Here is a 12,887-nt window from a genome sequence, read left to right on the forward strand (position 1 = left end):
GAAATATGATTAAAAAACACCGAATATGGGTAATTTAAAAATAATATGATTAAAAGGAGTGTTGACCATGTTCCAAAATAAAGAAATTCAATACAAAGGCATTGAAGTATTAAGTTTATTAGGGGTGGCGACATTCCTGACGTTCGTAATTTCCATTTTTGTAGGTTAAAAAAAGGGGCTACGCGAAAAGTAAATACTTCTCGCGCAGTGCTTCGTTCGTGTATTAATTATCCGCTGCAGGCTGCTTTTCGCGGTGGTCGAAATACGAACGAATGCTAAAACCGTCACATCGTGTGACAACGCATTCATGACCAGCATCGTGCTGGCCTCCATCCTCGGCGCAAAGGGGGTGTCCCAGAATCACTTCTCGGACACCCCCTTTTTTATGCCTTTAGATCATCATAGGTATCGCTTTTTTCAAATGCTGATACAACATAGCTACAAATGGCATTCATTTTCAAATTGTTTTCACGTGCATAACCTGCTGCTGCGTCTAATAATTTTTTCGCTACCCCTTGCCCCCGCAGTACATCAGATACATATGTGTGATCCATATTCATAACCCCGTCACGCAAGATCCATGTAATTTCTGCTACGCGTTCACCATTTAACTCATACTCAAAAGCTCCATAATTATTTCCTTTGTCTCGATACGTAAATTCCATATTTCTCCCTCCTTGTTATTTTTACTATAGCATAATCATGATTCACTCAAACAAAAAAGCTCCCAAAAATAGAGAGCTTTCTATACCTATTATTCTTTTGAGAACCAAGAAGAAACAGTATCGATTAAATTATTAAAGAAGTTTTTTACACTTTGCCAGAAGCCTTCATCCTCTAATATCGCACCGAATTTTTCATCAAATGTAGCGGTTAAATCTGAAAGCTGATCCGACCATTTACTAAAATCGATATTTAAGTTACTAATACGATCCATTAAATCTACTAATAATTGACGGTCCGCATCACTTAAGTTAATTTGGAATTTTGCCAACTGGTCTTCAACAATTTGCTGTACTTCTTCTTTTGTTTCTGGTTTATTTTCAGCAATCACTTTTTTAATTTGTGTTAATAATTCTGCTACTTGCTCATCTGTTACCCCTGCAGATTCTGCAAGTGATGTTGCTACTGATAATTCGTCATTTGCTACGTCTGTACGCTCAATATCAAGTGTTTCACCTGTTTTTACTTCGTAGGCTTTATAAATCCCTACTAGCGCAGAGTGTCCAGTTACTGGCTTCGGTGCCGCAATTTCAACGATGGCATCTTCAATACCAGCTGTTAACATAGCGCTTGCATACATTTCTGAAGTAACTTGTGTAATATTTTCTGGTGTTACAATGCTAATTACAAGCCCTTTTCCTTCATCTTGACGTGTAATTTTTGCAGAAGAAAACATGCGTGAGCTTGGATTTGAATCTTTAATATATTTGGCTAAATCTTGACCTGTAATGGTAATTTCATCTACTTCAGTTTCTTTATCTACACGTAAAGCCGTTTTGACTGTTTCCTTTTCATCTGCAGATAAGTTACCTCCATAAACAACAATTGGTACACCTAATTTTTCATTAATTGGATTTTTTGTTTCTGTCGTTGCAGCTGATGCACTAAATGGCAGTACGATTGATAACATTAAGGCAAGAGCAGCAACTAGTGCGATCCATTTTTGTTTCATAATATTTTCCCCCTTCGAAATATATATGCATACGCATGTACATTCAATTATAAATACGAATAAAAAAAGTAAAAGGTTGCATTAGAATAATTTACCTTTTACTTTTTTCATCGTACATTTTTAATTAGCCTTTGTTCCCCTAGTCAGCCGAGGTTTGTAACCCTGCTGAAGTAAGTTAAACGATTTCTGTCCAACCATCTTGCTGCATAATTTTACGTGCTTTCATTAATGTACCCAATGCACGTTTGAAAGCCCCTTTGCTCATATTGAACATTTCTTGAATTTCTTCTGGTGTTGATTTGTCTCCGAATGGCATTTTGCCGCCAACGCTTTCTAAATAAGCAAAAATCTTTTCAGCATCATCACCTAAACGTTCATGTTTACGCGGTAAAAATGAGCCATTTAGTGATCCATCTTCTTTTACGTCGATAATACGCACGGTTACGTCTTGACCTAAACGTGGCTCAGCCATCATTTCTGATTCATGCACAAAAATACGATACGGAGCTTCTACACCAAGTAAAAATGAGCCTACTGGTAATAAACGATACGGGCGGGCTGAAATTGTTTTGTTGAACATATCTTCTAACGCGCCTTCGTACATGTCATTTACTTTTTCTTCTGTAACGAGACGGCCAAATAAATCACCATTACGATCTGTACGTAATGTCATGTATAATTGGTCACCTGGCTCTGGCCATACCTCTTGGATTGCTGGTAAGTCTTCTGCGCGTACGAGCACCTCACGAGACGTTCCAATATCACAATAAGCGCCTTCTTTTGTTACTTTTAACACACGCGCCCAACCGTAATCTGCCTCTGTAATATGAGGAATTGCTGTTGTTGCCTGTAAGTCGCCACGACGGTCCGTATATAGAAATACTTTTATTGTATCTCCAATCGCCACTGTCTCTACTACATCTGAGGCATTTAACGGAATTTCATTATCACCGTTTGTTAAAATATAGCGTGAACCTTGCTCCTCTAATACCGTTAAATTAACAACTTGTCCTGATTTCATTAATTGATTCATTTTGTTCTCCTTTTTCCTGTCAATCATTACATACTATGATTTGATTTCATTTCTTCAAGCTTCCTTGTCACTTGTGGTTCATCTTCCAAAAGCTGCACAAGGTCTGCAATTCGATCGATTGAATTCCAGCTTAAGTGGTGTTCGATGCCTTCTACATCTTCATAAATTCGTTCTTCATCAACCCCGATTAAACGCAAAAATTGTTCCAGTAACTCATGACGTTGTACTAACCGCTTACCTAATTTTTGCCCTTTTGGCGTTAATGTTAACCCTCTATATTTTTCGTAGACTAAGTAACCATCTTTATCTAACTTCTGTACCATTTTCGTTACTGAGGAAGGTAGAACAGATAAAGCTTCTGCAATATCGGACACACGCGCATAACCCTTATTATCAATCAATAAATATATTTGTTCAATGTGGTCCTCCATGCTAGGTGTTGGCATAACTGTTCCCTCTCTTTCCAATTGCTCTTTTAAGTGTACTACAATATTGGACAAAAAGTTAACTGAAAAACCGTAATACTAAATAAAAGAGACGATCCAAGTAATAGCTCAAACTTGAATTGTCTCTTTTCATTTCCTTATCCAACTTTTAACCGTTGCAAAACTTCGAACGCTTCCACCAATGAAAGAGTTATCTATTCTCAATTACGCCTCGGCGTAATTAGGTCCAGATTTTTTCGAACCTTCTCGAGAAGCTACTCTAAAAATCTGTGTCATCCACAAGAGGCATTAGATCAACACGACGTTGATCACGAAGATGTTGTCACAGGACGTGACGTTTTTAGCCTTCGTTCCTCTATTCAGACCTCACTTATAGAAGTGAAAGACTTCTGTACCTGTCGCTTTGCTTATGGTACAAAAAGAATCTGCTGAAGCAAGTTAAACCAGTTTAAAAGGATTTCTCTTTAATGGCGAGGATATCGACCGACCATATGAAGCGCACGAATAATTTGCTTATTAATCTCTTCAATATTTTCTGATGTATTAAGTTGTTTGAACACGTCATCTCTTGCTTTTTCGGAAGCAACATAGCGAGAGGGTAAAGCATTAAGTGCAATTGCATTTACATCCATTTCGCACTGTTCACAATGGCAAAAGGTTTGATACTCAACACCATGAAGAAGGAAGCTGACAAGTCCTCGAACAATTTCTTCAGTCACATTTACTAATTTAAAATTAGACATCCCTATTCTTCGCCTCATTCGACTTCTATTTTATCTAATTAATAATATAACGTTCTCAAGGATAACTCAAGATTTTATAAATCTAAAATAAAAAATCACCATTTCAGCGTATTAAATAGTATAAAATCACCATTTCGAGGAATAAAACATTATTTATTTTGTGCCATTTCTCATCAATCTTAAGGCATTCAAAATGACGATCAATGTCGCCCCAATATCTGCAAAAATGGCAATCCACAATGTAAGCCACCCTGGAATTACAAGTAATATTGCGATTAATTTCAAGCCAAGTGCAAACGTGATATTTTGCTTAATAATTGTCAGTGTTCGTTTACTTAGCTTCATTGTAAATGGAAGCTTTGTTAAATCATCGCGCATGAATACAATTTGTGCTGTTTCAAGCGCTGCATCTGAACCAGCGCCACCCATTGCAATTCCTATATCGGCTGATGCTAACGCTGGTGCATCGTTTACCCCATCCCCTACCATTGCAACTGAACCATATTGCTGTTGCAATTCTTTCATTGCTTGAAGTTTATTTTCTGGTAAAAGGCTCGCACGTACATCATCAATTGCTAACTGATTCGCTATTTTTTCGGCAGTTAGTGGGGCATCGCCTGTTAGCATTACTGTATGTTGAATGCCATTAGTATGAAGCATTTCAATCACAGTTTTGCTTTCTGGACGAACCTGATCGGCAATCGCAATTACCCCTATCACTTGTGTAGTACTTGCTGCCACAATAACAGAATAACCTTTAGAAGATAAATTTTTTATCTTTGTCATAGACTGCTCGGAAACTGTGACAAGAGAGTTAATCCAGCTGACACTTCCTACATATATAATGTCACCTTCTACGGTTGCATAGGCACCTTTCCCCGTAACCGATTGAAAATTTTCAGTAGGAGGAATGTGAATTTTTTCATCGAATGCTTTTGATAAGATTGCACGCGCTAATGGATGCTGTGATTTCTTTTCAACAGCAGCCACTTTTGCGAGTAACGTTTGCTCCTCACCAACTTCAGTTATAACTTCCATTACTTCTGGTTGCCCTTTTGTTAACGTACCCGTCTTATCAAAGGCTACCGCTTGAACTCGACCCAATTCTTCTAAATAAGCACCGCCTTTTATTAGCACTCCTTGGCGCGCAGCATTTCCAATTGCTGTGACAATGGCTACCGGAGTTGAAATAACTAATGCACAAGGGCAACCTACTACAAGAACTGCTAATCCTTGGTAGATCCAGTGTGTCCAATCGCCAGTAATTATACTTGGAATAATGGCTACTAAAAGAGCAACAAGCATAATAATCGGTGTATAATATTTCGCAAAACGATCAACAAATTTTTGAGAAGGGGCTTTTTGTGTTTGCGCTTCTTCTACTAAATGAATAATTTTAGCAATTGTTGTATCTTCAACACGCTTCGTTACCTTTACTTCTAAAGCACCGGCTTCATTTATTGTTCCTGCAAATACATTGTCTGTTATATTTTTCGTTACAGGGATGGATTCTCCAGTAATAGCAGCTTGGTTGACTGTAGAGCTCCCTTCTACTACAACACCGTCCATCGCAATTTTTTGCCCCGGTTTTACTAATAAAATATCCCCAATTTGAATCTCTTCAGTTGCTACTTCGATTTCATGAACATGCTCTCCATGCGCACGTTTAATAATTGCATTTACCGGTGCAAGTTCAACTAATTGTGAAATTGACTGTCTCGCTTTATTTATCGAATACGCTTCTAATGCTTCACTTACTGCAAATAAGAATACAACGATTGCGGCTTCTTGCCATTCTCCAATTATCGCGGCTCCAATTATCGCAATCGTCATGAGCGTTTTCATATCAAATTCGAAGTGGCGTAAGTTTTTTATACCCGTTTTAAAAATCGGGTAACCTCCTACAATTATCGCAATTGCATAAATGCTATTTACGAAAAGATGTCCCTCTCCTAAGAAGAAACTACAAAGTATACCCATTAGTACGAAAGAAAGCGCAAATAAAGCCAATTGATTTTCTTTCTTTTTCAAGAAAGGTTGCTTTTTCGTTCCCTTTCGTTCACTTGCCTTTGAAATTTTTATTCCATCAAATGCACCTGCCGCTTCTAATTGCGCAATCGATACATCACCCGTAACCGTTAATTTAGCAGCACCAAAATTAAGTTGTACGTCCGTTACTGTTGCAATTTCTTTTATATTTCGCTCGAACTTTGCAGCACAATTTGCACAAGATAAATTTTCTAAGCGATATTGCTCGGTTTTCGTAGCCATCGTTCTCACTCCTTTGAATGCTCGTAAGCTATTTTTACAATTTGATAAACATGCTCATCTGCTAGTGAATAATACATAAGCTTGCCCTCACGCATTGATTTCGCCAAGCCATTGTCCTTTAAATTACGTAAATGGTGAGAGGTTGTCGCAATGCTCGCATCAATAATCGCTGCGACATCACATACACAAAGCCTTTCCTCGATAGTTAATGCGTACACGATTTTTAACCTTGTTTCATCTGCAAGCACCTTTAATAGTTTTGAAACATGGGCTAGCTCGGGCATTTGCATTTTCACTTTTTCAACAGCCTGCTCATTTATTTTTGTAATTTCGCACGTATCCTTCAAAATATCCACCTCATTCAAAGATCTATTTGAATGTATTATAACTTATGCAACGTCACATTCAAAGGTTTATTTGAATGAAAAAAGCTCCTCCTTTTTAAAAGAGAAGCTTCCGAAAACCAATTACGCCCCGGCGTTTGCGTCCAGATTTTTTTCGAGCCAGCTCGAAAAACTCCTTTAAAAATCTGTGACATCTGCCAGAGGCTTTGGGCCAACATGATGTTGTTCACTTAGGCTTTGCGGGTCGATGCGGCGCTTTCAGCATAAGTTCACCTCTTCAGCCAGGGTTGAACCCCCACTGAAGCAAGTTAAATGAAGAAAAACACATTGGAATTTTAACCCAATACGTTTTTTTATTTTATACTATTTTCAATTTTAATACGATAGGACAATGATCGCTACCTAACACGTGCGAATGAATCGTTGCCTCTTGTACTTGCTCTACTAAATGATTGGATACAATAAAATAGTCGATGCGCCAACCGATATTACGTTCGCGCACTTTATTCATATATGACCACCATGTAAAGTGATCTGTTTCATTTGGATGAAAATGACGAAACGTATCGGTAAAGCCGCTCGCTAATAAATCGGTCATCTTTCCGCGTTCCTCATATGTAAAGCCAGAATTTCCAATATTCGATTTCACGTTTTTTATATCGAGCTCTTCATGTGCCACGTTTAAATCCCCACAATAAATGACAGGCTTCTTGGCATCAAGTTCCTTTAAATACAACGCCATACGATCTTCCCATAAAAGGCGTTCTGCTATACGCGTTAAATCGCGTTTAGCATTTGGTACATACGCATTTACTAAGTAAAAGCTAGCATATTCAAGCGTCAAAATACGCCCTTCATCTGGAGCTACCTCACCTTCTATCCCGTAACGTACGGAAATCGGCTCATGCTTTGTAAAAATAGCTGTTCCTGAATAGCCTTTTTTAACGGCAGCATGCCAGTATTGATGGTAGCCTTCGAGTTGGAGCTCAATTTGCCCTTGTTGACATTTAGTTTCTTGTATACAGAAAAAATCAGCATCTATATCGTGGAAATATTCTAAAAATCCTTTTGTAACACATGCACGAATGCCGTTTACATTCCATGAAACAAACTTCATTCCTTCTCCCCCTCTACAATTTTTTGTATGTTCGGATAAAATTTTAGCGGAAAAAATAGATTTCGTACATAATCGTACGAAATCATACTTTTTGCATTATGAATTTCTAAAATATCTTTTGCCCTAGTATTCATTCACACCGAAGCTAATGAACACTCGTATTTATAAGTTAGGAGGATTTTAAGCCTCATCTTCTCCAACAATTTTTACTTCCATTTCTAAATCAACATCAAACTTTTCTTTTACTGTACGCTGTACCATTTGAATCGTTTCAATGTAATCTCTTGCTGTTGCATTGTTTTTATTTACAATAAATCCAGCATGCTTTGTCGACACTTCTGCCCCTCCGACCCCTTGACCTTGGAGTTCGCTATCTTGAATAAGTTTCCCAGCAAAATGTCCAGGTGGTCGTTTAAAGACACTACCTGCTGACGGATATTCAAGCGGTTGCTTTGATTCACGTTGGAATGTTAAATCAGCAATTTTTTCATCTATTTGCTGTTGATTTCCTTTAGCTAATTCAAATGTTGCCGAAAGTACAAAATAACCATTTTTCGCGATAATGCTTTTTCGATAAGAAAGCTCCAACTGGTCATTCGATAAGACAAGTAGCTCGCCTTCTTTCGTTACAACAGTACAAGATGTAACAACATCCTTAATTTCTCCACCATATGCACCAGCATTCATTGCCATTGCACCACCGATAGATCCTGGAATGCCACACGCAAATTCAAAACCAGTTAAGCTTTGTGACGCTACTTGTTTTGACACCTCTTTAATTAATGCACCACTTCGTGAAAAAACCGTAGTGCCTTCTACGCGAATTTCATTTAATAACGTGAAATGTAATACAATGCCTCGCACGCCTCCATCACGAACAACCATGTTCGAGCCATTACCTAGCATTAATAATGGTACATTGTTTTCATGTGCATATTTAATAACTGCAATTACCTGCTGTTCTGTTTCTGGAAGTACTAATACATCCGCATTGCCGCCTAATTTTGTCATTGTATATTTTTTTAACGACTCATTGGTCTTAATATTTGTTGTTGGAATCCACTGTAATAAATCATTTGCCCATTGTTGAATAGTCATAAATAATACGTTCCTTTCTTGTAAAGCTTCATACCTTATTAGTATCTGTTTTTAGCACCTGTTTTACAAGTAAAATACGACTCTTATAACCATTTTTTCGACCAAACTTCGATTTCTCGAACAGCCTGCTCCAATGAGTATCCTTTTTCTGTTAAATTGTATTCCACACGAATTGGTACTTCCGAATATACTTTACGCTCGACGATTTCTTCTTTTTCGAGCTCCTTTAAACGTTCTGATAGTAAACGCCCGCTAATTGGCAATGCAGCCTCAATCGCATTAAATCGTTGCGGCCCTTCTAATAATTGATAAATAATTAAAGCCGTCCAACGTTTCCCTACCAGTTCCATTGCTTTTGACAAGCGTGGACATAAAGCTGTTTCCTTCATATTATCACCCCGTATTTAACATATTACGAATTCTTTTCTTATTAAATGCATAATCTTATATTAACACCTTTTTTCAATTACGAAAAGTAAGTAGCTTACTTTGAACAAAATACCATTGTATATTTTAGAGATATATCTTATGATTAATTTATACAATTGTTACATATTTTGGAGTGATATTATGACGACATATTCTGTTGACACGTTCCATTCTTCAATAAACTTTTCAATAAAACATATGATGATTACAAAGATTAATGGCACGTTTGATTCGTTTTCTGCACATATTGAAGCAGATGATATTGAAACCTTTACAAATGCGTTCATTCGCTTTGAATTAGATGTAGCCAGTGTTAATACGCGAGATACTTCAAGGGATCAACATCTCATTTCTGCTGACTTTTTCTATACTGATCGTTTTCCAAAAATTATTTTTATCCAAAAATCGATTGAAGGTACAAATAATTCTTTTAAACTTCACGGGGACCTAACGATTAAAAACATAACAAGACCTTCTACTTTTGATGTTATTTATACAGGGCATGTTAAAAATCCTTGGGATGATGATACATATGGCTTTACTTGCACGACTATTATTAACCGAAAAGATTTTGGTCTAACATACAATGCCGCGCTCGAAGCAGGTGGTCTTTTAATCGATGAACTTGTTACCATTAACGTAGAATTACAGCTGAATATACTTAAATAACAGGCAAAAAGGTCACTCGCTACATTTCGCGAGTGACCTTTTCTAGTATTTAATACAAAAATTATGCTGTAACTGTAGCTAATTTTTGAGCTGCTGCTTTAACGTTTTCTAAACCAGTAGCAATGATGTTTTCTGCTTCTGCAGGGTTTGCATTGTGACCTTCAATAATTACTTCTTCTACTTTTTGCATACCATAAACGCCACCAATTACACTGTTCATGTAGTTAACTGACATTTCCATAGGAGCCATTTCTGGCGTAGAGTAGTAACCACCACGAGCATTTAATAAGATGTATTTTTTGTCAGTCATTAAGCTTACTAATTGACCTTGCTCATTATATTTGAATGAATAACCAGCACTGTAAGTGTAATCAATGAATGATTGTAAAGCTGCTGGAATTGTTAAGTTCCATAATGGGAAAGCAAATACTACTACATCCGCTGCATCTAATGCTGCACGAGATTTGTTCATTGAATCAACTGAAGCTTGCTCAAGAGCAGTTAATGCTTCACCATTTTGTAATTTACCGAAAGCATTGAATAATTCTTGACCGAAGTATGCTAAGTTTTCTTCAAATACATCAAATGTTGTTACATTTAAACCTTCAACTGTAGCTGCTTCAGCCATGAAAGTGTTATACATTTTTGTTGAAATTCCGTCTGGACGGTTATTTGCTTTTACTACTAATACGTTTGTCATTTTATTTAAAACTCCCTATATCATATATTTTTGTTTTGAAATTATATATCTCCGTTACAAGTATCTCTAATTCGAGGTACTTTTATATAATAAAGGAACAACCGTAAAAAATCAATACGATTGTCCTCAGACTTTAGGCTGAAATTAAATTCCGCATGATTCGTCCGTACACGTAATCCCATTTCCACCCTGCATTTTTAACGGTTTACGTAAGCCTGCCTCTTTTGCTGCTTTTTCAATTGCTTGTTCAAACACTTCTTTTGGTTGTGCTCCTGAAATACCGTATTTTTGATCGATGACAAAAAACGGTACGCCGCGCACGCCTAGCTGCTGTGCAATCGCAATATCTTGTTGCATCTCCGCTAAATAGTCATCGTTTGCTAGTACTGATTGTGCTTGTTGACGATCTAAACCAACTTCTTCAGCTAAATTTAATAATATTTCATCATGTCCTATTAATTGACCTTCTGTAAAATAGGCCTGTAATACTCGCTCTGAAAACGCTTTGCCCTTGTCTTTCGTTTCAGCCCACTTAGCTAAACGATGGGCTTTTACTGTATTAGCATTTTTCATGTCGTCAAAGTTGAAAGCTAATCCAACTTCACTTGCTCGCGCTACTACATTTTGCGTCATTTTTTTTACTTCTTCAATTGGCATACCATACTTTTGTTGTAAGCTCTCATAAACCGGCTCAGACGCATCTTCTTTAACTGTTGGATCTAATAAATAACTTTTCAGCTCTACTTCAATTACCTCTCCGTAACCCGCCTGCTCTAATACTTGCTCTAATTGTGTCTTACCAATATAACAAAACGGACACACATAATCTGACCATACTTCTATTTTCATTTTCTTCACTCCTTATCGATTTTATTGTACTGAGTCCACTTTAAAAGTACAACTAAGTAAACTTGTATAAAATAACGTTCAAATAATCATACTGAAAAATAAAATGAAAATAAAAGGTGATTCTTTGAAACAATCGCTCTGGCTATCTGACCAGCAACCTATATCTGCCCCATCTGTTCAACAGTCTATTACTTGCGATATTTGTATTGTAGGTGGGGGTATTAATGGCGTTTATAGTGCCTATTTATTGGCTAAACAAGGCTTTTCTGTCGTCCTAATCGAAGGACTATCGCACTTTGCTAACGGTACAACTGCCTATTCTACTGGCAAATTAACGACACAACACGAATTAATTTATTCCAAGCTTTCGTTAGAAGATGGGCTACTCTATTACAAAGCAAATCGACAAGCAATCGAACAAGTTATTGAGCAAAACCCAGCGAGCTTTTCACGCGCTACATCCTTTTTATATAGCACCACTCAACAAGGCAAAGAGCAATTGACTGAGGAAGCGCGACGCTATGAACAATTAGGTATCCCTCACATCGCAACAAAGGACACAGAGCTTTCACTTTCAATTGAACTCGCTCTCGGTATAAAAGACGAAGCGCAAATTAATCCAGTCGCCTTTACAAATCACTTTGCATCATTGGCAAGAAAACATGGGGCAGAGCTCTACTTAAATACACGCATTACAAGAATTGACTTGAAAAAGCGTCATTTATTAACTAGTTCGGCGCATTCTATTCACTACAAAAAGCTTATTTTATGCACCCATTACCCAATCGAGGCAATAAAAAATTTAACTATGCTTAAATTACAAGTTAGCCGTTCCTATTTAACCGCCACAAAATGCAACGAACTACTTGAAGGCCAATATTTAAGCATTGATACACCCGGTCGAACAATTCGTACTGCAAGTATTGATGGGAATCCTTATTTTCTATACGGGGGCTATTCACATATAGTGGGAACGCATTCAGAAGTGAATTACTATGAATCTCTTCAGCAAGAAGTACAGACATTGTTTGAATTGCCAGCACCAAGCTTTTGCTGGGACGCTCAAGACATGATGACTTTTGACCAAATTCCATTTATTGGGCAAGTGAATCATACAGATGACTCTCTCTATATTGCAACAGGCTTTAATAAATGGGGCTTATCTTCATCACTTGTAGCGGGGCAATTATTTTGCGATTTATTCAAAGGTATAAAAAATCCAGCTAGCGACTTATTTTCACCGAGTCGGTCTAATTTTGGGAAAGCATTATATTTTATGTTGCAAAACGGAAGCTTTATCGGTAAGGAATTCATCAAGGGTTATCTTACGCGAAGAGATGCACCGCGCTGCACTCATTTAGGCTGTAAAACAAAATGGAATGAAAACGATGAGACATGGGATTGTCCTTGCCACGGCTCACGATACAATAAAGAAGGACAAGTAATCGAGGGGCCAGCTGTCTACCCACTGGACATAAAAAAATCCGGTCATTCCACTTAAGGAATACCGGAT

The 12,887-nt window shown here is 37.4% G+C and carries 14 protein-coding genes; 2 read left to right on the forward strand and 12 right to left on the reverse strand.

The window, feature by feature from the left end:
* Positions 1 to 383 precede the first annotated feature (383 nt).
* The 10 genes from LZ480_RS17435 to LZ480_RS17480 form a co-directional block, all read right to left on the reverse strand.
* Positions 384 to 665 (reverse strand): GNAT family N-acetyltransferase, encoded by a 282-nt coding sequence (locus LZ480_RS17435; protein WP_241370817.1) that lies wholly within the window; start codon positions 663 to 665, stop codon positions 384 to 386.
* A gap of 89 nt (positions 666 to 754) precedes the next feature.
* Entirely contained in the window at positions 755 to 1,675 is a 921-nt protein-coding gene (locus LZ480_RS17440; RefSeq protein WP_241370818.1) for a DUF1002 domain-containing protein, read from the reverse strand.
* A 175-nt stretch (positions 1,676 to 1,850) separates the two neighbouring features.
* Positions 1,851 to 2,708, reverse strand: coding sequence for a CvfB family protein (locus LZ480_RS17445; protein ID WP_241370819.1), 858 nt, complete (start codon positions 2,706 to 2,708; stop codon positions 1,851 to 1,853).
* A 26-nt stretch (positions 2,709 to 2,734) separates the two neighbouring features.
* Positions 2,735 to 3,154 carry a transcriptional regulator MntR gene (gene mntR / locus LZ480_RS17450; protein WP_241370820.1) on the reverse strand — a complete coding sequence of 140 codons (420 nt, stop codon included), beginning with the start codon at positions 3,152 to 3,154 and terminating at the stop codon, positions 2,735 to 2,737.
* A gap of 464 nt (positions 3,155 to 3,618) precedes the next feature.
* A complete protein-coding gene (locus LZ480_RS17455) occupies positions 3,619 to 3,897 on the reverse strand; it encodes a late competence development ComFB family protein (protein ID WP_241370821.1) in 279 nt (92 codons plus the stop codon).
* Between the two features lie 153 nt (positions 3,898 to 4,050).
* Complete coding sequence (locus tag LZ480_RS17460) at positions 4,051 to 6,168, reverse strand: heavy metal translocating P-type ATPase (protein WP_241370822.1); 2,118 nt, start codon at positions 6,166 to 6,168, stop codon at positions 4,051 to 4,053.
* A 5-nt stretch (positions 6,169 to 6,173) separates the two neighbouring features.
* Positions 6,174 to 6,518, reverse strand: coding sequence for an ArsR/SmtB family transcription factor (locus LZ480_RS17465; protein WP_241370924.1), 345 nt, complete (start codon positions 6,516 to 6,518; stop codon positions 6,174 to 6,176).
* Between the two features lie 352 nt (positions 6,519 to 6,870).
* Positions 6,871 to 7,629 (reverse strand): exodeoxyribonuclease III, encoded by a 759-nt coding sequence (locus LZ480_RS17470; protein ID WP_241370823.1) that lies wholly within the window; start codon positions 7,627 to 7,629, stop codon positions 6,871 to 6,873.
* 180 nt (positions 7,630 to 7,809) lie between these two features.
* Positions 7,810 to 8,727, reverse strand: coding sequence for a UDP-N-acetylmuramate dehydrogenase (gene murB / locus LZ480_RS17475; RefSeq protein ID WP_241370824.1), 918 nt, complete (start codon positions 8,725 to 8,727; stop codon positions 7,810 to 7,812).
* Between the two features lie 83 nt (positions 8,728 to 8,810).
* Positions 8,811 to 9,116: a winged helix-turn-helix transcriptional regulator gene (locus tag LZ480_RS17480; RefSeq protein WP_241370825.1), complete on the reverse strand. Its 306-nt coding sequence runs from the start codon at positions 9,114 to 9,116 to the stop codon at positions 8,811 to 8,813.
* Between the two features lie 181 nt (positions 9,117 to 9,297).
* Between LZ480_RS17480 and LZ480_RS17485 the strand changes: the two genes are divergently transcribed.
* Positions 9,298 to 9,825, forward strand: a complete 528-nt coding sequence (locus LZ480_RS17485) for a YceI family protein (protein ID WP_241370826.1) — start codon at positions 9,298 to 9,300, stop codon at positions 9,823 to 9,825.
* A gap of 61 nt (positions 9,826 to 9,886) precedes the next feature.
* On the opposite strand, the gene LZ480_RS17490 is transcribed toward LZ480_RS17485, so the two are convergent.
* Together LZ480_RS17490 and LZ480_RS17495 are read right to left on the reverse strand one after the other, a co-directional pair.
* A complete protein-coding gene (locus LZ480_RS17490; RefSeq protein WP_241370827.1) occupies positions 9,887 to 10,525 on the reverse strand; it encodes an FMN-dependent NADH-azoreductase in 639 nt (212 codons plus the stop codon).
* A gap of 144 nt (positions 10,526 to 10,669) precedes the next feature.
* Positions 10,670 to 11,374 carry a DsbA family oxidoreductase gene (locus tag LZ480_RS17495; RefSeq protein WP_241370828.1) on the reverse strand — a complete coding sequence of 235 codons (705 nt, stop codon included), beginning with the start codon at positions 11,372 to 11,374 and terminating at the stop codon, positions 10,670 to 10,672.
* A gap of 124 nt (positions 11,375 to 11,498) precedes the next feature.
* Here LZ480_RS17495 and LZ480_RS17500 point away from each other — a divergent pair, with 124 nt between their 5' ends.
* Entirely contained in the window at positions 11,499 to 12,875 is a 1,377-nt protein-coding gene (locus tag LZ480_RS17500; protein ID WP_241370829.1) for an FAD-dependent oxidoreductase, read from the forward strand.
* Positions 12,876 to 12,887 lie beyond the last annotated feature (12 nt).

Origin of the sequence: Solibacillus palustris, from assembly GCF_022549215.1 — a bacterium.
In the GTDB taxonomy this organism is placed as follows: domain Bacteria; phylum Bacillota; class Bacilli; order Bacillales_A; family Planococcaceae; genus Solibacillus; species Solibacillus daqui.